This window comes from Mycobacterium sp. 236(2023) (assembly GCF_029623955.1).
In the GTDB taxonomy this organism is placed as follows: Bacteria; Actinomycetota; Actinomycetes; order Mycobacteriales; family Mycobacteriaceae; genus Mycobacterium.
Map to the genome: position 1 here is coordinate 1,534,410 of NZ_JARSBP010000002.1, position 24,501 is coordinate 1,558,910.

The 24,501-nt window shown below is 67.2% G+C and carries 26 protein-coding genes; 16 read left to right on the forward strand and 10 right to left on the reverse strand.

The genetic code is table 11. The annotated features are described in order from the left end of the window. Window position 1 precedes the first annotated feature (1 nt). From P9A17_RS09875 to P9A17_RS09895, 5 genes are read left to right on the forward strand one after another with little or no spacing between them, the layout of a single operon-like run. The gene (locus P9A17_RS09875) at window positions 2-970 is read left to right on the forward strand and encodes a zinc-binding dehydrogenase (protein ID WP_278038352.1); all 969 of its coding nucleotides are present in this window, start codon (window positions 2-4) and stop codon (window positions 968-970) included. Then, window positions 967-1,722: an aldolase/citrate lyase family protein gene (locus tag P9A17_RS09880; protein ID WP_278038353.1), complete on the forward strand. Its 756-nt coding sequence runs from the start codon at window positions 967-969 to the stop codon at window positions 1,720-1,722. The genes P9A17_RS09875 and P9A17_RS09880 overlap by 4 nt, the downstream gene beginning before the upstream one ends. Beyond that, window positions 1,722-2,447: an SDR family oxidoreductase gene (locus P9A17_RS09885; protein ID WP_278038354.1), complete on the forward strand. Its 726-nt coding sequence runs from the start codon at window positions 1,722-1,724 to the stop codon at window positions 2,445-2,447. Before P9A17_RS09880 ends, P9A17_RS09885 begins: the two co-directional genes overlap by 1 nt. Window positions 2,448-2,455: 8 nt before the next feature. Continuing rightward, on the forward strand, window positions 2,456-3,961 hold the full coding sequence (locus P9A17_RS09890) for an NAD(P)/FAD-dependent oxidoreductase (RefSeq protein WP_278038355.1): 1,506 nt from the start codon (window positions 2,456-2,458) through the stop codon (window positions 3,959-3,961). Then, a complete protein-coding gene (locus P9A17_RS09895) occupies window positions 3,958-4,899 on the forward strand; it encodes an alpha/beta hydrolase (protein WP_278038356.1) in 942 nt (313 codons plus the stop codon). The genes P9A17_RS09890 and P9A17_RS09895 overlap by 4 nt, the downstream gene beginning before the upstream one ends. Here the strand turns inward: P9A17_RS09895 and P9A17_RS09900 are convergent. Further along, the gene (locus P9A17_RS09900) at window positions 4,891-5,373 is read right to left on the reverse strand and encodes an SRPBCC family protein (RefSeq protein WP_278038357.1); all 483 of its coding nucleotides are present in this window, start codon (window positions 5,371-5,373) and stop codon (window positions 4,891-4,893) included. The genes P9A17_RS09895 and P9A17_RS09900 overlap by 9 nt on opposite strands. Window positions 5,374-5,460: 87 nt before the next feature. Here P9A17_RS09900 and P9A17_RS09905 point away from each other — a divergent pair, with 87 nt between their 5' ends. Beyond that, window positions 5,461-6,594 (forward strand): acyl-CoA dehydrogenase family protein, encoded by a 1,134-nt coding sequence (locus P9A17_RS09905; protein WP_278038682.1) that lies wholly within the window; start codon window positions 5,461-5,463, stop codon window positions 6,592-6,594. Between the two features lie 61 nt (window positions 6,595-6,655). Here the strand turns inward: P9A17_RS09905 and P9A17_RS09910 are convergent, their stop codons facing one another. After that, a complete protein-coding gene (locus P9A17_RS09910) occupies window positions 6,656-7,588 on the reverse strand; it encodes an LLM class flavin-dependent oxidoreductase (protein ID WP_278038358.1) in 933 nt (310 codons plus the stop codon). A gap of 96 nt (window positions 7,589-7,684) precedes the next feature. Here P9A17_RS09910 and P9A17_RS09915 point away from each other — a divergent pair, with 96 nt between their 5' ends. Beyond that, window positions 7,685-8,605, forward strand: coding sequence for an LLM class F420-dependent oxidoreductase (locus P9A17_RS09915; RefSeq protein ID WP_278038359.1), 921 nt, complete (start codon window positions 7,685-7,687; stop codon window positions 8,603-8,605). On the opposite strand, the gene P9A17_RS09920 is transcribed toward P9A17_RS09915, so the two are convergent. Further along, window positions 8,589-9,191, reverse strand: coding sequence for a TetR/AcrR family transcriptional regulator (locus tag P9A17_RS09920; protein ID WP_278038360.1), 603 nt, complete (start codon window positions 9,189-9,191; stop codon window positions 8,589-8,591). The genes P9A17_RS09915 and P9A17_RS09920 overlap by 17 nt on opposite strands. 89 nt (window positions 9,192-9,280) lie before the next feature. Between P9A17_RS09920 and P9A17_RS09925 the strand changes: the two genes are divergently transcribed. Together P9A17_RS09925 and P9A17_RS09930 are read left to right on the forward strand one after the other, a co-directional pair. Then, on the forward strand, window positions 9,281-10,192 hold the full coding sequence (locus P9A17_RS09925) for a metal-dependent hydrolase (protein WP_278038361.1): 912 nt from the start codon (window positions 9,281-9,283) through the stop codon (window positions 10,190-10,192). A 6-nt stretch (window positions 10,193-10,198) separates the two neighbouring features. Beyond that, on the forward strand, window positions 10,199-11,302 hold the full coding sequence (locus tag P9A17_RS09930) for a hypothetical protein (RefSeq protein WP_278038362.1): 1,104 nt from the start codon (window positions 10,199-10,201) through the stop codon (window positions 11,300-11,302). Here the strand turns inward: P9A17_RS09930 and P9A17_RS09935 are convergent. The 5 genes from P9A17_RS09935 to P9A17_RS09955 form a co-directional block, all read right to left on the reverse strand. After that, window positions 11,289-12,302 carry an NADP-dependent oxidoreductase gene (locus P9A17_RS09935; RefSeq protein ID WP_278038363.1) on the reverse strand — a complete coding sequence of 338 codons (1,014 nt, stop codon included), beginning with the start codon at window positions 12,300-12,302 and terminating at the stop codon, window positions 11,289-11,291. The two genes, P9A17_RS09930 and P9A17_RS09935, sit on opposite strands and share 14 nt — an antisense overlap. A gap of 44 nt (window positions 12,303-12,346) precedes the next feature. Next, window positions 12,347-13,141 (reverse strand): acyl-CoA thioesterase domain-containing protein, encoded by a 795-nt coding sequence (locus P9A17_RS09940; protein WP_278038364.1) that lies wholly within the window; start codon window positions 13,139-13,141, stop codon window positions 12,347-12,349. Between the two features lie 12 nt (window positions 13,142-13,153). Continuing rightward, entirely contained in the window at window positions 13,154-13,642 is a 489-nt protein-coding gene (locus tag P9A17_RS09945) for an SRPBCC family protein (protein ID WP_278038365.1), read from the reverse strand. A 15-nt stretch (window positions 13,643-13,657) separates the two neighbouring features. Beyond that, window positions 13,658-15,499 (reverse strand): acyl-CoA dehydrogenase, encoded by a 1,842-nt coding sequence (locus tag P9A17_RS09950; protein ID WP_278038366.1) that lies wholly within the window; start codon window positions 15,497-15,499, stop codon window positions 13,658-13,660. 91 nt (window positions 15,500-15,590) lie between these two features. Next, entirely contained in the window at window positions 15,591-16,298 is a 708-nt protein-coding gene (locus P9A17_RS09955) for a DUF427 domain-containing protein (protein WP_278038367.1), read from the reverse strand. A gap of 272 nt (window positions 16,299-16,570) precedes the next feature. Here P9A17_RS09955 and P9A17_RS09960 point away from each other — a divergent pair, with 272 nt between their 5' ends. From P9A17_RS09960 to P9A17_RS09970, 3 genes are all read left to right on the forward strand, one after another. Continuing rightward, entirely contained in the window at window positions 16,571-18,001 is a 1,431-nt protein-coding gene (locus P9A17_RS09960) for a wax ester/triacylglycerol synthase family O-acyltransferase (RefSeq protein WP_278038368.1), read from the forward strand. A gap of 155 nt (window positions 18,002-18,156) precedes the next feature. Beyond that, window positions 18,157-18,750: a hypothetical protein gene (locus P9A17_RS09965; RefSeq protein WP_278038369.1), complete on the forward strand. Its 594-nt coding sequence runs from the start codon at window positions 18,157-18,159 to the stop codon at window positions 18,748-18,750. Further along, the gene (locus P9A17_RS09970; protein ID WP_278038370.1) at window positions 18,751-19,302 is read left to right on the forward strand and encodes a hypothetical protein; all 552 of its coding nucleotides are present in this window, start codon (window positions 18,751-18,753) and stop codon (window positions 19,300-19,302) included. 8 nt (window positions 19,303-19,310) lie between these two features. Here P9A17_RS09970 and P9A17_RS09975 read toward each other — a convergent pair whose 3' ends face one another. Next, on the reverse strand, window positions 19,311-19,565 hold the full coding sequence (locus tag P9A17_RS09975; RefSeq protein WP_278038371.1) for a DUF2631 domain-containing protein: 255 nt from the start codon (window positions 19,563-19,565) through the stop codon (window positions 19,311-19,313). Between the two features lie 130 nt (window positions 19,566-19,695). On the opposite strand from P9A17_RS09975, the gene P9A17_RS09980 reads away from it, so the two are divergent. Then, complete coding sequence (locus tag P9A17_RS09980) at window positions 19,696-20,535, forward strand: mycofactocin-coupled SDR family oxidoreductase (RefSeq protein ID WP_278038372.1); 840 nt, start codon at window positions 19,696-19,698, stop codon at window positions 20,533-20,535. On the opposite strand, the gene P9A17_RS09985 is transcribed toward P9A17_RS09980, so the two are convergent. Further along, window positions 20,528-21,865, reverse strand: coding sequence for a deoxyribodipyrimidine photo-lyase (locus P9A17_RS09985; protein ID WP_278038373.1), 1,338 nt, complete (start codon window positions 21,863-21,865; stop codon window positions 20,528-20,530). The two genes, P9A17_RS09980 and P9A17_RS09985, sit on opposite strands and share 8 nt — an antisense overlap. A gap of 70 nt (window positions 21,866-21,935) precedes the next feature. Between P9A17_RS09985 and P9A17_RS09990 the strand changes: the two genes are divergently transcribed. Genes P9A17_RS09990 through P9A17_RS10000 form a run of 3 tightly spaced genes read left to right on the forward strand, consistent with a single transcriptional unit; the run spans window position 21,936 to window position 24,496 of the window. Next, window positions 21,936-22,805, forward strand: coding sequence for a TIGR03619 family F420-dependent LLM class oxidoreductase (locus P9A17_RS09990; RefSeq protein ID WP_278038374.1), 870 nt, complete (start codon window positions 21,936-21,938; stop codon window positions 22,803-22,805). A 33-nt stretch (window positions 22,806-22,838) separates the two neighbouring features. Beyond that, a complete protein-coding gene (gene puuE / locus P9A17_RS09995) occupies window positions 22,839-23,756 on the forward strand; it encodes an allantoinase PuuE (protein ID WP_278038375.1) in 918 nt (305 codons plus the stop codon). An 11-nt stretch (window positions 23,757-23,767) separates the two neighbouring features. Continuing rightward, complete coding sequence (locus P9A17_RS10000) at window positions 23,768-24,496, forward strand: hypothetical protein (protein ID WP_278038376.1); 729 nt, start codon at window positions 23,768-23,770, stop codon at window positions 24,494-24,496. Window positions 24,497-24,501 lie beyond the last annotated feature (5 nt).

Below are 24,501 nucleotides of genomic sequence, written 5' to 3' on the forward strand. Positions count from 1 at the left end.
CATGTGGTCCTATCGTCTCGTCGCCCCGTACACGTTCGCGAAAAGCGATGTCCTGCCCCGCTCCCCGGAATCGCTGGCCGACGGTCAGGTGCTGCTCCAGTTCCTCGCCGCCGGCATCTGCGGCAGCGACCTCCCCGGATTCCGGGGCACCAAAGGGCGCCTACCCTTCGACACCGGCAAGCAAGCCGCCGACAAGGACGGTTTCCCGATCCACGAGGTCGTCGGCGAGGTGATCGCCAGCCGGCACCCCGACCACCAGCAGGGTGACCGGGTCGTCGGATGGGCCTCGGGTTTCGACGGTTTGATGGAACAGGTCGTGGCCGACGGCGACGGCCTGATGTCCTATGCGGCGTCGCTGAGCCCCGCACACGCCGTCGCGTTGCAGCCTCTGGCGTGTGTCCTCTACGCCGTCGAGCAACTGCCCGATCTGACCGGCCGTCACGTCGCCGTGCTGGGACAGGGTTCGATCGGGCTGCTGTTCTCCTACGCCGCGAAGGTCGCAGGCGCAGCGCACGTCACGGGCGTGGACCCCGTCGACCGGTCTGGGATCGCGCCCGCGTTCGGCGTCGACACAGTCGTGCGGGCCACCAGCGACCGCTGGGTCAGCCACCTCACACCGGACACCAAACCCGACGTCGTGATCGAGGCGGTGGGACATCAGGTCGCCACGTTGACGCATGCGGTGGAGGCGGCCGCATTCGGCGGCACAGTCTTCTATTTCGGTGTTCCCGACGATGATTCGTACCCGATCAGCATGCGGACCATGCTGCGGAACAACCTCACGCTGAAATCGGGTGTCACGATGGAACGCAGGCGCGTACTGCGCAAGGCCGACGCGTTCGCCGCGGACCACCCCGGCCTGCTGGACCGTTACCTGACCCACACGTTCGGCGTCGACGACGTGCAGGCCGCCTTCGAGTTGGCCGCGCGGCCCGTACCCGGGCGCATCAAGATCGCGATCGTCGCATGACCAGCAGGTTGCAGGAAGCGCTGTCCGCGGGGTCTCCCGTGTTCGGTGGTTGGGTTGTCGGCCCGACGGTGATCGGGCCGCAGGAGTACGCGGCGGCCGGCTACGACTACGTCGGATTCGACGTCCAGCACGGCTATCTCAGCGATGCGGACGTCGCGCTGATGCTGCGCAGCCTCGAACACGTACCCGTCGCCACGCTGGTTCGGCTTCCCGACACATCCGCCGCGCCGATCGGGCGGGTGCTCGACGCCGGTGCCGACGGAGTGATCATCGCGATGGTCGACTCCGCGGCGGACGCCGCCGCCGCGGTCGCGGCCACCCGCTACGCCCCGAGCGGTATCCGTAGCTTCGGGCCGCTGCGCGCGAGCATGGGCATCGATCCGGTCTCGCTGCAGGAGCGGGTGTCGGTGTTCGCGATGATCGAGACGACGAGGGGACTAGCGGCCGTCGACGAGATCTGCGGTGTCGACGGCCTCACCGGAATCTATGTCGGGCCAGCCGATCTCGCGATCTCGATGGGCCACGGACCGACCGAGGCGTGGACGAGACGGGACGTGCTCGACGTCATCCTGCAGATCCAGCGGACCACCGTGGAGGCCGGCTTGGTCAGCGGGATCCACGCCAACACCGGTGTGGCCGGAAACATGCTGGCGCAGAACGGCTTCGGAATGATCACCTTGGCCTCTGAATCCCAGGCGCTGCGCCGCGGCGCCGCCGCGCACCTGGCCGAAGCTCGCGGGAGGGAGTCCTGATGGCCCGTGTCGCCCTGGTCACCGGTGCCGCCCGCGGTCAGGGCGCGGCGATCGTCGCGCGGCTGCTCGACGACGGCTTCAGTGTCGCGGCATGCGATCTGCTCGCCGACGACCTCGCCGCGACGGTCGCCGGATTCGGGACCGACCGCGCCATGGCCGTGGAACTCGACGTCACCTCCGCCGAGCAGTGGGGGAGGGCGGTCGCCCGGGTCATCGATCGCTTCGGTGCGCTGACCACGCTCGTCAACAATGCCGGTGTGCTGCACCGCGCTTCGCTGGCCGATGAGACGCCGGCGGGGTTCGAAGGGAGCTGGCGGGTCAACTGCCTCGGCCCGTTCCTCGGGATCCAGGCCGTGCTGCCGCACCTGCGCGACGCCGACGGCGCCTCGATCGTCAACACCTGCAGCACCGGCGCGGTCCGGCCGTTTCCCAACCACAGCGCATACGGCTCGTCGAAGTGGGCGCTGCGCGGCCTGACCCAGGTCGCCGCGGTCGAGCTGGCTCCGTCGGGGATCCGGGTCAACTCGGTGTTCCCCGGGCCGGTCGAAACGCCGATGCTCGACGCGACGACGCAGACGCGGCTTGCCGCGCACGCCCTGATGGGCCGTATCGGCAAGCCCACGGAGATCGCCGACGCGGTCGCCTTTCTGGTCTCCGAGCACGCCTCCTTCATCACCGGCTCTGAGCTCATCGTCGACGGTGGGCAGTCCCTCCAGATTGGATGACGACCTTCATGGCGAGAAATTTCTCCGTCGGCATCATCGGCGCCGGTCCCGGTGGCCTCGCGCTCGGGATCTTCCTGCGCAAGGCCGGATTCGACGACTTCACGATCTTCGACCGCGAGGACGGCGTCGGCGGCACGTGGCGGATCAACACGTACCCAGGTCTTGCCTGCGACGTGAAGTCACACCTGTATTCGTTCTCGTTCGACCTCAACGCCAACTGGTCGCGGCTGTGGTCCGGTCAGGAGGAGATCCTCGAGTACTTCGAGCGGTGCGCGCAGCGTTACCGGCTGCACGAGAAGCTCCGCCTGAACACCGAGATCGTCTCGGCCCGATGGGTTTCCGAAGAACGCAAATGGCATCTGACAACAGCCGCGGGTGACGAACACGTCTTCGACATCGTGGTGTCGGCGATCGGACTGTTCACCCAGCCGGTAATGCCGGACCTCGTCGAGGAGGAGCCGTTCACCGGGACGGTCATGCACACCGCCGAATGGGATCACTCCGTCGACCTCCGGGGTGCCAAGGTCGCCGTTCTCGGCACCGGTTCGACCGCGGCGCAACTCGTTCCCGAGGTCGCCAAGCTCGCCGACACGGTGTACTCCGTGCAACGGTCACCCACCTGGGTGCTGCCGAAGCCGGACCGCGCCTACACCGACCGGGAGAAGTGGATGTTCTCCCGAATCCCATTGGCGAAGAAGGTATATCGCACCCGGCTGTGGCTGCGCAGCGAGTCCAACATCTCGGTGATCGAGAACGGCAGCGACAAGACAGAGGAGTTCAAGGGCATCGCGCTGCGCACGCTGGAGTCGATCGTCACCGATGACGAACTGCGGGCCAAGCTGACACCGACCCACCCCTTCGGATGCAAACGTCTCGTATTCGCCACGAACTACCTGCAGACGCTGACCCAGCCGCACGTCGAGGTGGTGTCGAGCCCGGCGCGCGCGCTGAGGTCGCGCTCTCTGGTCACCGAGGACGGCACCGAACTCGACGTTGACGTCGTGCTGTGCGCCACCGGATACGCGGCCGCGGACTACCTGGGTCAGATCGACGTCCGCGGCGCCGACGCACCGCTGCGTGAGACGTGGCGCGACGGCGCGTTCGCCTACCTCGGTATGTCGGTCCCGGGCTATCCCAACTTCTTCATGCTGTACGGGCCCAACACCAACGTCGGCTCCAACAGCGTCATCTTCATGCTGGAGGCGCAAGCCCACTACATCGTGCGCGCCCTGAAATACATGCGCCGCAAGAACAAGTCCTACATCGAGGTGCGTTCCGACGTCATGAAGCGCTTCCTCGACACGATCGACGGCTGGATGCAGGGCACCGTGTGGCTGACCCGGTGCAGTAACTACTTCCGCGCCGCCAATGGCCGCGTCGTCACCCAGTGGCCCCGCAGCGCCCGTGACTTCTGGGGCCTCACCCGGTGGTTCCGGCCCGGCGACTACACGTTCGAGGCACCGAGGGAGCGCAGCACCATTCACGTCGGTGCGCAGGCCGAGGTCGAGCGATGACCATTCCGATCCGCGACATCGAAGACCGTCTCGATCCGGCCCTGCGTCACCTCGTGGCGGCGCGCACCAACCTGTCGCCGCCCGTCCTGGGGGCCGTGCGGGACTCACTGAATCAGCGACGTGCCGAAACTGCCAGGACGGCAGACCTTGTCGGCGTCGAGGTGGAGCAGCGCGAGGTCGGCATCGGGGAAGGGCGGGCGATCACCGTGCGGATCTACCGTGGCGGCCCACCCCAGTCACCCGCGGTCGTCTACTGCCACTCCGGGGCCTTCGTGTTGGGCAACCTCGACACCGATCACCGGCAGTGCATCGAACTGGCACGGCGCGCCCGCGCCACGGTCGTGTCGGTGGATTACCGGCTGGCACCGGAACATCCGTTCCCCGCGGCGCTCGATGATGCGTCGGCGATCCTCGAGTGGGTGGCACGCAGCGCGGCTGAACTGGGCATCGACGCCGCCCGGATCGCCGTGGCGGGCAGCAGTGCCGGTGGTGCACTCGCCGCGAAGCTCGCGCAGAGATCGGCACTCGGGTTGGCTCCGCCCGTTGTCTTCCAGCTTCTGCACCAGCCTGTCCTCGACGACAGACCGTCGCCGTCGAAAGACGAGTTCACCACCACGCCGGGCTTCGACGCCGAGGCTGTGGACTGGATGTGGCGCCACTACGGGGCCGATGTTTCGGTGCCGGACGATGCCGTGCCGGCCAGAACCGACGAGTTGTCCTCGCTCGCACCGGCTTTGATCACCTGTTCGGAGCTCGATCCGCTCCGCGACGAGGCGATCGACTACGCGCTGCGGTTGATGTGGGCAGGCGTCAACACCGAGTTGCACGTCTTCGCGGGGACGTGCCACGGCTTCGACTCGCTGGTCCCGGACTGGGAGGTCAGCGGTCAGCTGTTCGACATCCAGGGCGCGGCACTCCGCAGAGCGTTCCTACGCTGAGGGTACCTTCGCCAACTCCCTCGCGATCGCCTCGTGGTACGAGTCGATGTTGGCAGGGTTGACGGTGCGGAAGAAGCCGTCGGGCAGCGGGGATTCGCGGTAGGCCTCAACGGTCATGGTCCGGCTGAACAGTGTGATGCCGGGGCCGGGCTGGGTGAACTTGTACTGCACCGTGATTCGGCCCGGCATACCTCCGTTGCCGTCGCTGTCGTGGCCGAGGTTGCCCACCGAGTTGAACATCCACAACCTGGGCCGCATGGCGATCGCGAGGTGCCAGGTGAAGATGCGCTTCCCGTCGGGACCGGCCTCGGTCCAGGTGTCGCCGACTTCCAGCGGGAGTTTCTCGGGAACCTTGCCGACGTGCGCGCTGCCCGGGTATGTCTTCGTCCAGTTGACCGGGTTGGTCACGAAGTCGTAGATCTCCTCGGGGGATTGGGTGAACGCTGTCTCCGACGTCGTCGTCACGATTCCCACGCTGATGATCCTCCTGCGGTCGCTTTACAAACTCACGCCATAATGTCACGCTGCGTGGTGAGCGCCAAGCGGATGGGAGATGTCGGGATGGACTTCTCGGAGGTCGTGCTTTCCGATGAGGATCAGGCCTTCCACGCGGAGTTGCGTGAGTTCCTCGCCTCGGTGGTGACCGACGAGGTGATCCGGCGGGACCGCGAGACGGGCGAGAACTTCGACGAGGGCGTCCACCTGGCACTCGGCGCGGCGGGATATCTGGAACGTGACTGGCGCACCGAGGCCTACGGCGGATTCACGACCGTGCAGCGGCGGATCTGGGAGCTGGAGATCGGCCGGGCACACACCCCGTGGTTCCACTGGGGCACGACCGCGATGGTCGCCAGGGCAGTGGAGAAGTTCGGGTCGGAGGAGCTGAAAGACGAGGTCCTCGCACACGTGCTTGCCGGTCGGTACCGGTTGTGTCTGGGCTACACCGAACCCGAGGGCGGCTCGGACGTCGCGACGTGCAAGACGCGCGCGGTGCGCGACGGTGACGGCTGGATCATTAATGGCTCCAAGATGTTCACGTCGAACGCGCACAACGCCCAGTACGTCTTCCTGATCACCAACACCGACCCGACAGCGCCGAAACATCAGAGCCTGACGATGTTCCTGGTCCCGATGAATGCGTCCGGCGTCGAGGTGCAGCCGATCCGCACCGTCGACGGCGACCGCACCAACATCACGTTCTACAGCGACGTCCGTATCGACGACCGCTACCGGATCGGTGACGTCAACGGTGGCTGGGCGGTGCTGCGTGAGGCGCTCAACGCCGAGCACGGCACCGTCGAACGCGATACGAGCGGACTGCACCGGCTCGCCGTCATGACCGAGCATGCGCTGCTGCTCGCCGATGAGGTGGACCGACTCGCGGGAACGGTCGACGTCGACGACGAGTCGGTGGCCTACCGCCTGGGCCGCGGCATCGCGCGGTTGGAGGCGGCGATGAGCGCGCCGGACATGTACGGGCGGGTGGCGATCGCGCAGACGCTGCGGGACATCACGCCGGACCTGATGGACATCACCGGTGCCGTGTCGGCGGTGCCGGATGGGCTCTCCGCCGAGTACCTGTTCCGGCTGGCTTCGCCCATGGGCATTTACGCGGGCACCCTCGACGTGTTCCGCAACATGATCGCCCAGCACGCGCTGGGCCTCGGCAAGCCGAATTACTCGCCGCCCCGCTAGCGACGAGCGTGGGGGATATGTACGCGATGGACGCGTACGGCGTGCACAGGGCCCACGTTCGCTACAGCGCAGGGATCACCTGCGACGCCAACAGTTCCAGTGTCTGGTCCGAGGCACGGTCGTGGGTGAACAGCACGATCTGGCCGAAGCCCGCCTCGGCCAGCGCGCCCAACCGATCCACCATGAACGACGGCGTGCCGATCAAGCCGGTGTCATGCAGCCCGAATCCCTGGCCGCCGAAACGCTTTTCGGCCAGTGCGCGCACGGACTTCAGCAAAGAGTCATCCGGCGCCAACGCCATCACCGCCTCGATCGACAAGACGATGCTGTCGGGGTCGCGCCCGATCTCCTCGCAGAGCGACCGCAGGACGGCGATCTTCGGTTCGATCTGATCCAGTGCATAGGTCGGCACATTCCAGACGTCGGCGTAACGGGCTACCAGCGGCAGCGTGTACTTCTCACCGACACCCCCGACGACGATCGGCGGGCGCGGCTGCTGAACCGCGCCTGGCGCGACAGGCATGTCCGTGACCGTGAAGTGCTTGCCGGCGAAGTCGATCCGGCCGTCGGTGAAGGCCTGGTGCAGGATCTGCAGGGTCTCGCCGAGCTTCTCGGACCGTTGGGCGAACGTGCCCCACGGCAGTCCCGCGCGACGGTGCTCATCCTCGATGGAGCCGCTGCCGATGCCGAGACACAGGCGGCCGCCCGAGATCTGGTCCAGCGTGGTCGCCATCTTCGCCAGGGTGACTGGGTGGCGGAACTGGTTGCACAGCACCATGTGTCCGACCCGCAGCGTCTCGGTCCGGCTCAGCAGCGCCGTGGCCAGCGTCCAGGCCTCCATCGACGGATAGTCCGGCATGCCCGGCCCGTACAGGTGGTCGTATAGCCACAGCGAGTCGATCCCGAGCTCTTCGCAGCGTCGCGCGCGATGCAGGACCTCGGCGAACGAGAAACCCATCTGGGGGAGATAGACACCGATCTCCGGTCTGCCCATCGGTGACCTTTCTGCTGCTGTACATTCTGCCGCCTGCATGGTAACGACATTCTCTGAAGTAGAGAAGATGATTCTGATTCGACCCGGAGGCGGCCCATGCAGTTCGCGATCACCCATCCGATGCACAGCCATCCCTACAATCCCGAGCTGGTGACGGGTGCCGGCATCGCGAAGACGGCTGTCGCCGCCGAGAAGGCGGGCTTCGGCGGGTTCGGATTCACCGACCATCCCGCGCCGACGCAACGCTGGCTTGAGGCCGGCGGACACGACGCCCTCGACCCGTTCGTCGCGATGGGTTTCGCCGCGGCGCACACGTCGACGCTGCGCCTGATCCCGAATATCGTCGTGCTGCCGTACCGCAATCCGTTCGTCGTCGCCAAGGCCGGTGCGACGCTCGACCTGATCTCCGACGGCCGATTCACCCTTGCCGTCGGTGTGGGCTATCTGAAGCGTGAATTCGCCGCCCTCGGAGTCGATTTCGACGAGCGTGCGACCCTGTTCGAGGAGGCGCTGCAGGTGATCCGCAACGTGTGGACGACCGATGATCTGAGCTTCGAGGGCACGCATTTCAGCGCCAGGGGCATCACCGCCCATCCCAAGCCGGTCAGCACCCCGCACCCGCCGATCTGGGTGGGCGGCAACACGTCCGCGGCACGCACCAGGGTCGCGAAGTATGCGCAGGGGTGGTGCCCGTTCCGCGCGCCGGCGGTGCTGGCGCAGACCGCGCGGACGGCGGCTCTGGAAACCGTCGACCACCTGAAGGCCGGTGTCGACGATCTGCGTCGTCGCCTCGCGGCCGAGGGACGCGATCCCCACGGCGTCGACGTCACGTTCACCAACGATGCAGGCGGTAGTCCGGGCGCCGACGACTTCAATCCCGACCAGTTCGTCGCCGGCGCAAAGGAACTGGAGCAGGCAGGCGTGACCTGGATTCAGGTGACGGTGCCGGGGGACAGCCTCAGCCACGCCGTCGAGACGATCGAGAAGTTCGGCGAGACGGTCATCGCCCAGTACTGAGAGCGGGGCTCACCCAGCGGTGCAGGAAGGCCCGCAGCGCGTCGCCGTCGCGCGGCGGCTCGGGAGGAGCGACCACCATCGACTGGATGATCCGGAGCAGAAACTCGGTCAGCTCGTCGATGTCGTCGTCGCCGTAGCCGAGGCCTTCCCAGTCGACCCGGCTGTGCCGCAGGATGACGCGACAGCGGGCGATCACCGGCGGGGCGAGCATCCGGCGGCTGAACTGGTTGGTGCGGTCGTTCTCCAGGAGAAGGGTCAGTAGCGGTTCGTCGGGAAGGCGTTCGACGATGAAGGCCACGACCTCCACGAGTTGGCCGGCGACGTCGTTGATGTCGGCGGTGATCGCCTCGATCCGGGCGACGAAACCGTTGAGGGCGACTTCGGCTGCGGCGGTGAACAAGTCCTCCGTCGTCGCGAAGTAGCGGTAGACGGTCCTGCGGGTGATTCCGAGAGATTCGGCGACATCGGACAGGCTGGTCTGTGCCGGACCCTGACGTTCGATGCGTGACAGTGCGGCATCGACGATGCGCTTACGCGCCTCGTCGTCATCAAGCGGCGGCGACCCTGCCCACCCTTTGCGGCCCATGGCGATTGACTCCTCTGCTGCCTCCGGGTAATCATTACAGAAGATACACCTGATGTAACAGTGTGTAATGTGTACGGAGGTGCGTGTCCATGACGGACCTTGAGGTGCGTCGCCCGCGATTCGACTTCACCGGCGATGTTCCGTGGCAGTGGAATCCTCAGAACCCGGGTTTCTCGTTCTTCATGAACGCGACCTCGATCATCGCGGTCTGCTTCGAGCAGATGATCGTCGCAGCGGTGACCGAAGCGATACCGCTGATCACCGATCCCGCCGTCGCCGACGAGGCGACCGCGTTCCTGCGGCAGGAGGCCCAGCACTCGGCCAGTCACCGAAAACACGTCAATGCCCTCATCGCCCACTATCCGAGGCTGCAACACACCTTCGACGCGGCGATGGCGGAGTTCGACGAGCTGACTGCGACGACGTCGCTCGAGTACCGGCTCGCCTACATCGCCGACCTGGAGGCCACCTTCACCCCGACGTTCAAGCTCATGCTCGACAACGAGGCCGCGTTGTTCCGGCCGGGCGACGAACGGGTCGCGTCACTGTTCCTGTGGCACTTTGTGGAGGAGGTCGAGCACCGCAGTTCGGCGCTCGTGATCTACGACGCGGTCGTCGGAAAGCCTTGGTACCGACTGCACATGGTCCCTGCGGTGGTTCGCCACCTGCTCACGGTGATCGCCGTGATCGCCGACGGCGTCAACGCGCACGTCCCTGAGCGGGAGCGTCAGATCGACGCCCGCACGATCCTTCCGCTGCACGGACTGCGGACGACGTTGCGGCACAGGCTGACCCGCAACACCGTGGCCCAGCCGCCGGCCTTCGCCGCGGTTCCCCGCAAAGAGAAGCTCCGCGCCGGTGTCCGGATCCTGTTGAGCCAGACGCCGATGCACGACCCCGCCGCCGAGCCGCTGCCGGAGTTCGCCGACGAGTGGTTCGCGCGGTGGGACCGGGGCGAGGACGTCACCCGCTGGTATTCGTCAGAACAGATCAGGAGATAGCAGACGATGGCCACCCAGTGCACCGAGACCTTCGACAAGTTCGCGACAGCGCTCGGCGACTTCGGTTGCCGCGGCGCAGAACCCGTCGTGCACATCCGCAATCCGCTGGGCCTGTCGAACTGGACGCTGCCGGTGATCGAGCTCCTCATGGTCGCCGTCGCGGTCGCCGCCCTCGTGCACGCCGTCCGCAGGCTGCGCCGCGACGGTGACCCGGTCAACCTCGCGCTGTGGTGTGCGACCGTCATCTACCTGTTCGTCATCGAGATCCCGCTGTACTTCCCGAACGTCTTCGGCATCGAGGACATGCTCGGAGTCGTATTCGCGCACAACGTGTTCACCGTGGAGTTCCTGTTCGACCGGTTGCCGCTCTACATCGTCGCGCTGTACCCCGCGGTCGTCACGCTGGCCTACGAGGTGGTGCGTTCCCTCGGGGTATTCCGCGATCGCGGCCCACTGATCGGCGCGCTGTGCGTCGGCTTCGTCCACCACTGCTTCTACGAGGTCTTCGATCAGCTCGGGCCGCAGCTTCGCTGGTGGGCATGGAACACCGACAACGCTGTGAACAGCCCCATGCTCGCGTCCGTTCCGATGACGAGCATGTTCATCTTCGCCACACTCGGGCCGAGCGTCGTGACGGTATTGGTCCTGTTCCTGGTGCGGGGGCGGCAGTCGGGCCGCGTGTGGCGCACCGTCCTGGCGGGGGTGCTGACACCGCTCGGCCTGGTGGTGTTCAGCGTCCCGACGACGGTCTTCGGTGGCGACAACCCGAACATCACGGCGCAGGCGGTGCTGTTCTCGATCGAGATCGCGGTGATCGCCGTCGTCGGGCTGGTCACGCTGTCGCGCCAATGGTGGGACATTCGTTCGGGGAACACCGAAGCGGCGGAACCGAATTCGTTCGTCCGCACGTTCGGTGCGCTGTATCTCGCGGTGCTGGCATTCCTGTGGGCCGCCGCGCTGCCCGACTACGTCGGCGCCGTCGACGGTGTCACCGCGGACGGTACGCCGGCCGGCAGCCTTCTCTACGCAACGGTGAGTTTCCTCGGCGCCGCCACGTGCGTCGCCGCCGTTGTGACGGCGAGACGCACGGCGCCGGCTACGAGACCCTGACCAACGTCTTGCCGATGTTGGCGCCGGTGAACAAACCATTGAGGGCGTCCACGCAGGATTCGATGCCCTCGAAGATGTGTTCGCGGTGCGTCAGGAGGCCCTGCTCCTCCCAGCCGCGCAGCGCGGCGAAGGCCTCGTCGAAGCGCCCCCATTCGTCGAGGGCGTTGAACCCTTGCATCCGTGCGGTTTTCGCGAGCAGGTTGACGTAGTTCGACGGTCCGGGGTGCTCGCCGGTCAGGTAGCTCGAGATCACACCGCACAGCACCACGCGGGCTTTGTGTGCCAGCCGGCCGAGCACCGCATCGAGAATCGGACCGCCGACGTTGTCGAAGTAGACGTTGACCCCTTGGGGGCAATGCTTTTTCAGCGCGGCGGGCACATCGTCATTGCGGTAGTCGATGCATGCGTCGAACCCGAAATCCTCGACCACGGCCCGGCATTTGTGCGGGCCGCCGGCGATGCCCACCACCCTCGCACCGGCGATTTTGGCGATCTGCCCGGCCACTGAACCGGTGGCGCCCGCGGCGGCCGACACAACGACTGTCTCACCCGGTTGAGGTTGGCCGATGCCCGCCATGCCGAAGTATGCGGTAGCGCCCGTCGGACCGTAGATCGACATGACGGCCAGCTGGTCGACCTCGGCACCGGGGCCGGGAACCGGGGTCGTGAACAGATCGTCACGGACGATGGTGTACTCCTGGAACCCGGTCAGCGTGGTCACGATGTCGCCGACAGCGTAAGCATCGCAACGGGATTCGACGATCTCTCCGATCCCGGCGGCTCGGATGACCTCGCCGAGCTGGACCGGCGGCAGGTAGCTGGGCTGGTCGTCGAGCCAGGTCCGCACCGCGGCGTCCATCCCGACGTATGTGGTGCGCACCAGCGCCTCCCCGTCGGCCGGTTCGGGTGCGGACGCCTCCACCAGCTCGGTGTCGTCGGGCGCGACCAGCCCGTCGGGGCGGCGGCGTAACACGATCTGGCGGTTCGTCAGCGTCGACACGAGCAGAACCTACCGAAGCTGCGGCCCCACCGGAACGCAATCCGTCACAGACGCCACAACGCTTCCTGCGTCGTCGACGCGACCAGTGTGCCCGCCGCGTCGTACACCGATCCCTGCACCAGGCCCCGGGAGTCGCCGACATTGAGCTGACGCACGTCGTAGCGATGCCACTCCCGCGGGGCGAACGGGCGATGGAACCACACCGAGTGATCCAGGCTGGCCGCGTAGGCGGTGCCCTCCTCGAGCGGCGTTCCGCTCGGCCGTGCCACCGGTACCGGCCCGAAGTCGGACATGAAGGTCAGCGCGCACGCGCGGATGAGGGGGTCGTCCTCGATCTCGTCGCGGGTGCGGATCCAGAACGGCGGCACCGCGAACACCGAGTCGTCCTCGGGCCGGGTCCGGATCTCGAACCGTGAGGCATAGCCGAACTCGACCCACTTCTCTTTGGCCTCGGCGAATTCCAGTGACGGCGGCGCGCTCGGGTATTCGTCGGCGCCGGGCTCGGCGGTGTGGAACGACGCGATCATCTCCAGGATCACCGCCCCCTGCTGGAGCGCAGTGACGCGGCGGGTGTCGAACGACCGTCCGTCCCGGGTGCGTTTGACGTGCAATTCGACGTCGACGCCGTACTGTCCGCCTCGAACGAAGTACAGGTGTAGCGACTGCGGCAGCTTCCCCGCATCGACGGTGGCGCCCGCTGCGGCCAGCGACTGCGCGGCGATCAGGCCGCCGAACAACCTCGGGACCGGGCCCACCGAAGGCGGCGACGTCACGAACACGTCGTCGTGGCGCTCGAACTGCATCAGCTGCGCGATCCAGCTCTGGTGGACATCGCTCACAAGGAGCCGACCCTAGCGGGCCGCGAAATACTTCTCCCCGTCGGTGGCCGCGCGGCCGAAACCCGCCTTCAGCAACGGGGCGAGGACCTTGAACGGCAGCGTCAGCGCGCCGACCGGTTCGATGGCCACCAACCAGGTGAATCGTGTTCCGGTGCCCTCGGGTGCGATCCGGTAGTCCTCGGCGAAGCGCCGGAACAGCGGGACGTTGGCCTCGGTGGCGAAGAAGGCGTACCCGGACCCTTCCGTCCACTCGAAGAACTGCTCACGCACCAGGGCCGGTCCGGTGCCCACCTCCCGGGTCGTGCCGACCCCGAACGGCCGGGGGGACGTCCACGTGAGGGATCCGACCGTGCCGCCCCACGCGGACAGCGACTCGTCCGATTGCAGTGACTCCCATACCTCGGCGGGGGTCGCGTCGAAGTGCTTCACGTACCGGAACACGTGCGGAGCGGTGGTGAAGAAGCCGGCGTCGGCGGGCTTCAGGGCGAACCAGCGGGCCATACGGCCAAGCTTGGACTAGAACGCCGCCTCCGGCAACGCCATCAGATCGGCAGCATCGACGTCCTCGACGATCCGGCGCACCGCCGACAGCGGCGGCAGCATGTTGGCGGCGAAGAACGCCGCGGTCGCGATCTTGCCCTCGTAGAACGGGACGTCGCCGGCGCTGGGTCCGGCTTCCAGTGCCGCCTGCGCGACCCGGGCCTGATCGAGCAGGCGCCAGCCGATCAGCAGATCTCCGACAGCCAGCAGCAGGCGCACCGACACCAGGCCCACCTTGTAGATCTCCTCGGGATGTTCGGAGGCAGCCATCAGGTAGCCGGTCACCGCGGCCGTCATCGCCTGCACGTCCTCGAGCGCCGCGTGCAGCAGCATCGCCTGCGGTTTGAGGCGCGCATCGCACGACTCGATGGTCCGGGTGATCTGACTCGACACGTGGGCGAGCGCTTCGCCGCGGTCGCGAACGACCTTGCGGAAGAAGAAGTCCAGTGACTGGATCGCCGTCGTGCCCTCGTACAGCGAGTCGATTTTCGAGTCGCGGATGTACTGCTCGATCGGGTAGTCCTGCAGGAACCCCGAACCGCCGAGGGTCTGCAGCGATTCGGTCAGCATCTCGTAGGCGCGCTCGGAACCCACGCCTTTGACGATGGGCAGCAGCAGATCGTCGACACGGTGGGCCATCGACGCGTCGGCGCCCGACGTCTGCGCGGCCACGTCGGCGTTCTGGTGGGCGGCGGCGTACATGTACAGCGCCCGCAGCCCTTCGGCGTACGCCTTCTGTGTCAGCAGGCTGCGCCGCACGTCGGGGTGATGCAGGATCGTCACCCGCGGCGCCGTCTTGTCCGTCATCTGGGTCAGGTCGGAGCCCTGGACGCGTTCTGTGGCATAGGCCAGCGCGTTGAGATACCCCGTGGACAGCGTCCCCGCGGACTTGACACCGATCGTCATGCGGGCGTGCTCGATGACGGTGAACATCTGCGCGATGCCCTTGTGGACGTCACCGACGAGGTACCCGACGGCAGGCCTGCCGTGCGCGCCGAACGTGAGCTCGCAGGTGGGGGAGGACTTCAACCCCATCTTGTGTTCCAGGTTGGTGGTGTAGACGCCGTTGCGGTCGCCGAGCTCGAACGTCTCGGGATCGAACAGGATCTTCGGCACGTAGAACAGGCTCAGACCCTTGGTTCCCGGGCCCGCGCCCTCCGGCCGGGCCAGCACCAGGTGGAAGATGTTCTCGGCGGTGTCGCCGACGTCGCCGCCCGAGATGAAGCGCTTGACGCCCTCGATGTGCCACGTGCCGTCCGGCTGGGCGATCGCCTTGGCGCGCCCGGCCCCGACGTCGGAGCCGGCGTCGGCCTCGGTCAGCACCATCGTCGCCGCCCAGCCGCGCTCCAGGCCCTTGGCAGCCCAGATACGTTGTTGCTCAGTGCCTTCCACCGCCAGAGCGTGCGCCATCGCCGGGCCGAGGGAGTGGAAGAAGGCCAGCGCGGGGTTCGCGCAGAAGAACATCTCGCCCAGTGCCCACATGAGAGGGGCGGGGGCAGGGACGCCGCCGATCTCCTCGGAGATGCCGACGCGCCACCACTCGGCCTCTTTGACCGCCGCCACCGTCTTCTTGATCTCGTCGGACACGGTGATGCTGTGCGTCGCAGGGTCGAACACCGGTGGGTTGCGGTCGGCGTCGGCGAACGATGCGGCGATCGGCCCTTCGGCGAGTCGCGCGACCTCGTCGAGCATCGTGCGCGCGGTGTCGGCGTCGAGATCGCCGTAGCCACCGGCGTCGAGCACCTCGCCGAGGCGCAGCACCTCGAACAGGTTGAACGCGAGATCCCGGACGTTGGCGATGTAGTGACCCTGAGCCATGCGGGCCAGTGTGACGGCCCAGCAAATCCCTACGCAAGCGTAACCAGGGCAAACCTTCGGTTACGCAACCGTAGGGTACGAGGTCACGCGGTTATACTCGGCATCCGCAGTCTTCGTACGCGGCAGATTCCGGGAGCTCCGCCAGGACCTCCACCTTCGTCTCGTCGAAACTCAGCAGACCCGCGATCGGCAGACTCTCTGGCAACGGGTTGTCATAGCTCCACGCCGCGTCCTCGATGATCGTCCCATCGACGACGACGCTCCAGTACGTCGCGTATCCCTTGTAGTTGCAGTAGCTCGTCGTGTCCGAGCGGCGGAGCGCGTCGGTGCGCACCAATGCAGGGCTGACGTAGAGACGTGGCGCCAGTGCGGTCTCGAACAGGATGACGGTGTCGACGGTGTCGACCAGCGTGGTGGCTCCGGTGCTCACGCGCAGCCCACGCGAGGTGGGCCGGCAGTCCACTCGGTGATACGGATTCGGCGGGTAGTGCACGAGTTGCCGGCCTTCTTCGAGCCATGTGTCGACGGCTCCCCAGGGCACCACCGCGAAGTCGGGCGCCTCCGGGACCGGTTTGCTCGGGAGGTCGCCGATGTCCGCGGCAGCGAACGCATAGCTCAGTGGCTCTCCCCGGCGGTGCACCATCAGGCCGTGCTCGGTGTCGATGACGGTACGGCCGTCCAGGATCGCCTGCACCCGACGCGGATGCGGCTCTATGTAGACCACGTCGCCGGTCACGGGCGGTGACATCTGTCCAGCGCGGTCGCGGCTCAACGGCCCGCTCCCAGCCACCAGGCTCATCGAAACGTCCTGCTGGCAACAGTTTTCGTGCGAATCATTAGCCCCTCGACCTTTCCGTTGCCGGCGCAGTTGGTGATTCGGAACAGAGTTTACAAACTATTCGCAGATTGTCATGGGCGACAGCATCGGGCGGCAGCCCCGGGTGCTGAGACTCTGCTAACAACTGGTGCCAGATCGGCCGATAGTCGTCGCAGGTTGGCAAGAATCGCTGGAATGGGTACAGCACATCAGCGCGTCGGTGACAGTGCCGGTGCCGACAGGGGGGTGGTCGGGTGAGACGACTCAATGGCGTCGACGTCATGATGCTGTACAGCGAGACGCCCGAAATCCATATGCACACCCTCAAGATCGGGATCCTCGACGTGTCGAGCCTCGGTCCGTTCGACTTCGACCGGTTCCGCAGGGCCGCCCTACCGCGGCTGCACGCCCTCGCTCCGCTGCGCTATCAATTGGTCGACATCCCGCTGAAGTTCCACCATCCGATGTGGGTGCAGAACGCCGAGATCGACGTCGACTATCACATCCGTCGCGCCCACGTCGCCGCCCCGGGCGGGCGCCGCGAACTCGATGAGTTGATCGGTGAGATAGCCGCCACCCCGCTCGACCGCGACCATCCGCTGTGGGAAATGTACGTCGCAGATGGTTTGGCGGACAACAAGATTGCGGTCATCCACAAAGTTCACCACGTGCTGGCAGACGGCGTCGCGTCGGCCAACCAGCTGGCGATGGTGATCCAGCCTCGCGAACCTGAGATCGGAGGGCAGCTCGTCGGCGTGCCTTCCGACTCGACGGCGCGCAGTCACCTGCTCAAGGGTGCCGGCCGCGACCACCTGCGCCAGCTGCGGCGGCTGCCGAAACTCGTGGGCGAGACCGCAGCGGGCGTTTCGCGGGTGCGACGAAAGTCCAAGGAGCGCGGCGACAACCCCGACCTGGCGCGCAACTTCGCCCCGCCGCCGACATTCATCAACCACGTCGTCTCGCCGGGGCGGCGATTCGCCACGGCGCCGCTGGCGCTGGCGGACGTCAAGGAGACGGCCAAGCATCTCGGTGTCACGCTCAACGACATCGTGCTCGCGACGGCGGCTGGGGCGCTGCGGGAGTTGCAGCTGCGCTACGACAGGCACGCGAACTCACCGTTGATCGCCGGGGTCCCGGTCAGCTTCAACCCGTCGCCCGAACGCCTCGTCGGCAACGAATTCACCTATATGACACCGTCTCTGCCCGTTCACATCGACGACCCGTTGGAGCGCGTCAAGCTCACCGCGACGTCCACCGCCATCGCGAAGGAGAACCACAACCTTCTCGGCCCGACGCTGCTGCCGTCGTGGCTGACGTACTTACCACCCGCCACGACACCGCGGATCTTCCGCACGCAGGCCCGGCGGGTGGAGTCGGCGATGGTGATGAACCTGACGGTGTCCAACGTGCCCGGCCCGAGGGAGCGCGGCTGCTTCGAAGGCGCAGTGATCGACGAGATCTATTCGGTGGGCCCCATCGTGGCGGGCAGCGGAATGAACATCACGGTCTGGAGCTATGTCGATCAGTTGTCGATCTCGGTGCTGACCGACGACCGCACCCTCAAGGATCCCCACGAGGCCACCGACGCTCTGGTCGCGTCGTTCACCGAGATTCGCCGGGCCGCGGGGTTGTCGGAGGAGTTGACACCCGTCGAGATGGCCCTGCCGATGGCACCCGCGCTGTAAGCCCGGAACCTGTTGCCGGAACGCGGTTTCGCGTCGCGGTGCCGGTCGGTGCGGCCCGTCGGCAAGGCCCGCGAGATCTGATCGATACTTTACAGATCATCTCGATAGTGTCACGCTGTGGGGGGCGCGACGCGACGCGCCCGGAGGGTGGCGCGATGACGATGTTTGACGTGGACGACCTCGAAACGATCCGACACAGGGGGACCGGGGTGCGGCCCTCCGGGGAAGTGCTGCGCACCTACGACCTGACCGTGATCGCCGCCGATGTCGACGGTGTCGTGACCGCGGCGGGCGGCTGGCTCTGCGACCGGGTTCGGGCGGGCTGGCGTGTCACAGTCCTGATTCCGGCCGAGTCCGACGTGTCTGCGCTGACGATCCTCGGCGTGCACGCCGAGGTGGTGCCATCCGTTGTCGAGGTGCTCCGCAGAGACGCGGCCGCGGTCGCGATCGACGCGCGCGTCCTGCGCCACGACGACGGCATCCGCCAGGCGGTGCTGCGGCTCGTCGACGCGGGGCGTTGCGAGGTGACCCTCTGGGGCGCCTCGGCGTTGTTCGGCTCCGACGGACGATTCGACGCGGTGCGGCACCGCCTCAGCGCCGCCGCCCGCGCGTTCAAGACCGGCGCTCTCCGGACGACCGGGCAACTGACTGCCGAACTGACATCCGAGTCCGCTTCTGAAGTGTTCGTCAGCACAGGACTCTGGTACGCACCCGACGGCGCCGACCTGGTGCCGATCGTGAGGCGCTGAATGGCATCGCGGCGGTTCAATCCGTCCGGGGGAGCCACAGGCCGTGCACCTGTGCACCACCACCGCATCGTGGTCATCGCCTCGACCGTCGGCGCCCTCGTCGAATCGGCGGGCGGCTTCCTCTGCGACCGGGCCAGGCAAGGCTGGGACGTCGGCGTGCTGCTGCGCCGGCACTGCGACGCCCGGCCGCTGAGCATTCTCGGAGTCTCGGACCACGCCATGCTCGACGACGACGTCGCCTCAGGAATCGAGACGCTCGCGCCGGGGGCGACGCTCCTGATCTGCGCAGACCTGTTCGTCGGCGACGGCGGTGTGCAGCGGGAACTGGTCCGGCGCGCGGCGCAAGGGCGCGACACCGTGACGGTGTGCGGCCGGCCCACGGACACGGACGTCACGCAGGGCCTCGAGCTCATGCCTCACACGCCGAGTGCGGCCGCGACAGCGTTCAAGACGTCAGCACTGCGGGCGGCACACATCGAGGCCGCCGGCGAACCGGTCGAAGAGTTGTATCGATTGCGCGGAGCGGCGTTTCGCAGGCTACGCGCGGTATGACCGCTGCGTCAGCGGGTGTCGCGATTGCGCGTCGTGTACACGCTGCGTGCGACGAAACCCAGCAGAACGACGGCGAATCCGATCAGGAACAGGTCCTCGACCTTGCCCGCGTGATTGCCGTGCATCATCACCAGCAGGAAGAGCGCGGCGACTGTGCCGCCGATCTGGTAGCCCCGAACGCTGCCCGTCGACCAGCCCCATTCCGCCGACGGCACGTCCTCGACGTCGACGCCGGTGTGTCGTTCCACCTCGGTGCTTGCCACGGCTGGCTCCTCAGGGTCTTCGATGGTCGCGCTCGTGGGGGCTTGTGCCCGCACTCCCGAACAGATTCTGACACAGCTCTACTACGCGTCGCCGTAGAGCCGGGACATCTGCGGCGTAGGCTCACCCGTCATGACAGCTGAGGGTGTCTTCGAGGGCAAGGTCGTGCTGGTCACGGGGGCCGCCCGCGGACAGGGACGAGCCCACGCCGTGCGGTTCGCTGAAGAGGGCGCCGACGTCATCGCCTACGACCTGTGCGACCAACTCGACTCCGTCGCCTACCCGATGGCCACACCCGAGGACCTCGACGAAACGGCGCGGCTCGTCGAGAAGACCGGCCGCCGCATCATCGCCGAACGCGGCGACGTCCGCGACCGCGACCGGCTCGCCGAGGTGGTCGCCCGCGGGGTGGCCGAGTTCGGGCGTCTCGACTTCGTCCTCGCCAACGCGGGCATCCTGCCCGCCGCGGGGGAGAAGGGCCGCGACATCGCCGCCTTCACCGACGCCGTCGGCGTGATGCTCAACGGCGTCTACTTCACCATCGACGCCGCACTGCCCGCTCTGCTGCGCAATCCTGACGGCGGTGCCGTCGTCATCACCAGCTCGGCAGCCGGGTTCACTTCCGTGAGTACAGAATTCGGCACCATGAACCACGGTGCGGCCGGCTACACCGCCGCCAAGCACGGCGTCGTCGGCCTGATGCGGCATTTCGCACGGTCGCTGGCGGAGAAGAACATCCGGGTCAACTCCGTGCACCCGGGCGGTGTCGCGACCCCGATGGTGCTCAACCAGGAGATGGCAGACTGGGTCGGCGAATTCCCGTCGTTCAGCGCCGCCCAACAGCCGCTGATGCGGCTGCCCATGATGGAACCCCGCGACATCAGCGAGACCATGGTCTACCTGTGCAGCCCCGCGGCCCGCTACGTCACCGGGGTCGCGCTGCCCGTCGACGCGGGCCAGACGCTCAAATAGCTTCGTACCTCCGCAGGGCCTCGGCGCGCTCCTGCCCGTGGTCGACCATCGGCTCCGGATAACCCTCGGGACGGTCGCGGTCGACCTTGTGCACGTCGTTGACGTCACGTAGTTCTGGCACCCACCGCTTTATATACACCCCGTCGGGGTCGAACTTCTTGCCCTGCGTCGTCGGGTTGAACACTCGGAAGTACGGCGCGGCGTCCGTCCCGCACCCCGCCGCCCACTGCCAGCCGTGCTGATTGTTGGCCATGTCGCCGTCGACGAGCTGATCGAGGAACCAGCGGGCTCCCCACTGCCACGGCAGGTGCAGGTCCTTCACGAGGAAGGACGCGACGATCATCCGCACCCGGTTGTGCATGAAGCCCGTCTCGGCGAGCTGACGCATGCCCGCGTCGACGATCGGGAAGCCGGTCCTGCCCGCCTTCCACGCCTCGAACGACTTCTCGGCGTCGCTGCCGTCGTCGACCTCGATCTTGTCGAACAACTTGTTCCAGTTCCACCACGTGCTGTCCGGCCACTCCTGGACCACGGAGGCGTAGAAGTCGCGGAACGCCAGCTCGCGCAGATAGGCCTGAGCGCCCTGGCCCTTGCCCAGGTCGGCGGCCAGTGTGCGCGGGTGGATCGTGCCGAACTTCAGGTGCGCCGACATCCGGCTGGTGGCGTCGAGATCGGGCCGGTTGCGGTCGTCGTCGTAACCGGACAGCCCGTCCTTGACGAATTCCTTCCACTGCCGCAGCGCGCCCCTCTCACCCGCAGGGCGGTCCAACTCGACGCCCTCGTCGGGAATGTCGGCGATCCCGGACTTGCCTGGCACGTCACCGGGGTCGATCCAGCGCGCCGATTTCTTCCCCGAATCCGCGGGCTTACGCCAGCCGTGATCACGCCATGCGTTGTAGTACGGCGTGAACACCTTGTAGGGGGTGCCGTCACCCTTCGTGACGCGGCCGGGCGACACCAGGTAGGGCGAGCCCGTCGCCACCAACTCGACGTCGTCGGGGAGCGCGTCGCGCACCGCGTCGTCGCGCCTCATCCCGAAGGGGGTGAAGTCGCCCGACACATGCACCGACGTCGCACCCACCGATTTGGCCAGCGCGGGTATGCGGGTCGCGGGGTCACCACGAGTCACCAGCAGCCGTCCGTCGAGCGCGTCGCGCAGCTCGCGCAGCGAGTCGTGGAGGTATTGAAGCCGGCGCGCCCCCGCCGACGATTTCAGGCGCGGGTCGAGCACGTAGCAGGCGAGCACCTCGGAGTCGGCCTCCGCGGCGGCGAGCAGAGCGGGGTGATCGGCGAGTCGCAGATCTCGTCGGAACCACAACACGGCGGGCATGAGATTGATGCTGCCCGCAATCTCCGATAGAGAAACAACCAGCTTGCGATTCTGACGAAAGGGTCATCCGGTGCAGTTCTGGTCGGGCGCGACATTCCTGGACACGACGGACGTGCTGCCGCTGGCGCGGATGCTCGACGAAGCCGGATTCGACGGCATGGTCACCTCCGACCACATGATGTATCCGCGGCAGCTGCAGTCCACCTACCCGGACTCCGACAGTGGACAGCCACCCTGGGCGCCGGAGACGTCGTGGCCGGACGCCTGGGTGCTCACCGGGGCCATGGCCGCGGTGACCACGCGGTTGCGGTTCTCCAACGCCGTCTACATCGCCCCCGCGAGACCGCTGCTGGAGGTGGCCAAACAGGTGGCGACGGCCTCGGTGCTGTCCGGAGGCCGGGTCACACTCGCTGCGGGCGTGGGCTGGATGCGCGAGGAGTACGCCCTGATGGGTCAGGACTTCGGTACCCGAGGCAAGCGGCTCGACGAGATGATCCCCGCGCTGCGGGCGCTGTGGCAGGGCGGCTGGGTGTCTTGGACCGGAGAGCACTATCAGGTACCGGAGATGATGATCGAACCCCACCCGCCCGCGCCGGTGCCCATCTTCTGCGGCGGTGAATCCGACGCAGCGCTGCGCCGCGCGGCACTGCTGTGCGACGGCTGGGTCGGCTACGCCTACCGGTGGGACGAAGCCGTCGGTTTCGCGCGCAGGCTGACCGAACTGCGCCGCGAATACGGGCGTCTCGATGAACCGTTCGACATCCTGCTGGCGCTGATGGAGCCGCCGTCGGTCGACCTGTACCGGCGCGCCGAAGACGAGGGCATCACATCGGTGATGGTCGCCCCGTGGATGGGTGCGGGCGGGGACACCGGCACCGAGCGCTTCCGGAAGCCGATCGAACAATTCGCCGAGAACATCATCGCGGCGTTCCGCGGCTGAGCAACGCGGCGGCAGTCCTGCCAGAATGCCTGGATGACGTCAGGGCCTATTGGGGACTATCCGCGGGACATGGTGGGCTACGGCCCCCACCCGCCCGACCCGCGGTGGCCGGGCGGCGCGAAGATCGCCCTGCAGTTCGTCCTCAACTACGAAGAGGGCGCAGAGAACAACGTCCTGCACGGCGATCCCGCATCAGAGACCTTCCTGTCGGAAATCACTGCGGCGCAAGCCTTTCCGAATCGGCACATGAGCATGGAGTCCCTCTACGAATACGGCTCCCGGGTCGGTTTGTGGCGGGTGCTGCGGGCGTTCGACCGGCGCGACATCCCGCTGACGATCTTCGGGGTGGCGATGGCGCTCGCGCGCAACCCGGAGGCGGTGGCGGCGTTCCGGGAGCGCGGCGACGAGATCGCGTGCCACGGATTGCGGTGGATCAGTTATCAACTCGTCGAGCCCGAGGTGGAGCGCGCGCACCTCGCGGAGGCTGTGGCGCTGATGACCGAACTCACCGGAGCGCCCCCGCTGGGGTGGTACACCGGCCGGGACTCGCCGCAGACCCGGCGGCTCGTTGTCGAGCACGGCGGCTTCCTCTACGACTCCGACTCCTACGCCGACGACCTGCCGTACTGGACGCGGGTTGCCGACACCGACCACCTCGTCGTGCCCTACACCCTCGACACCAACGACATGCGCTTCGCCATCGCCGGCGGATTCCCCAGCGGCGACGAGTTTTTCACGCATCTGCGCGATGCCTTCGACGTGCTCTACGCCGAGGGGGCGGCCGGGGCGCCGAAGATGCTGTCGATCGGGCTGCACTGCCGGATCGCGGGCCGCCCCGCCCGCACCGCGGCGCTGGAACGTTTCCTCGACCACGTGCAGTCCCATGACGACGTGTGGATCGCGCGCCGCGTCGACATTGCCCGGCACTGGATCGAGACCTTCCCGGTCTGACAGACTTGGCTGTGCGCGAGAGCATCCGAATATCCGCCCTGGCGGTCTGTCTTGCCGCGTGCTCCAGCCCGGCGGCCGAGTCGATCGGGATCGCCGACGGCTTCGCCGGACCCGACGGTCTCATCGCGTCGGAACATCACACCGCCACCGTCGGATCGCCGTGGGTGATGACCAGTGGATCGCTCTTCCGGTCCGACGGGGACGGTTGGACAGGCGTTCCTGACGCCGGCGGAGAGCCTGAGGACACCGGCTCCGCGGTATTCCGGATGGTGTCGGCAGACCGGTCGTTCGGCGATGTCGAGGTGGCGTTGCGCCTCAACGTCGAAGAGCTCGTCACGACGTCCCGCACCCCTGCCCGCGATTACGACGGGGCGCACATCTGGGTGCGCTACCGGTCGCCCGAAGAGCTCTACGCGGTCAGTGTCGACCGTCGCGACGCCACGATGGTCATCAAGAAGAAATGCGCCGGCGGCAACGTCAATGGCGGTACCTACCACACACTTTCGCCGTACGTGCGGGACGCCGCGATCCCGCTGGGACGGTGGCAGCAGGTCACGGTGACCGTCCGGGACCACCGGGACGGAACGGTGTCCATCGACGCGAACCGTGACGGGATAACGGTGTCGGCCGTCGACACCGGCACCGGCTGCCCACCGCTGACGGGCGGTGGCGGGGTGGGCATCCGCGGTGACAACGCCGAACTGCGCTTCACCGACATCTCCGTCGACGAGGTTCGCTAGCGGGC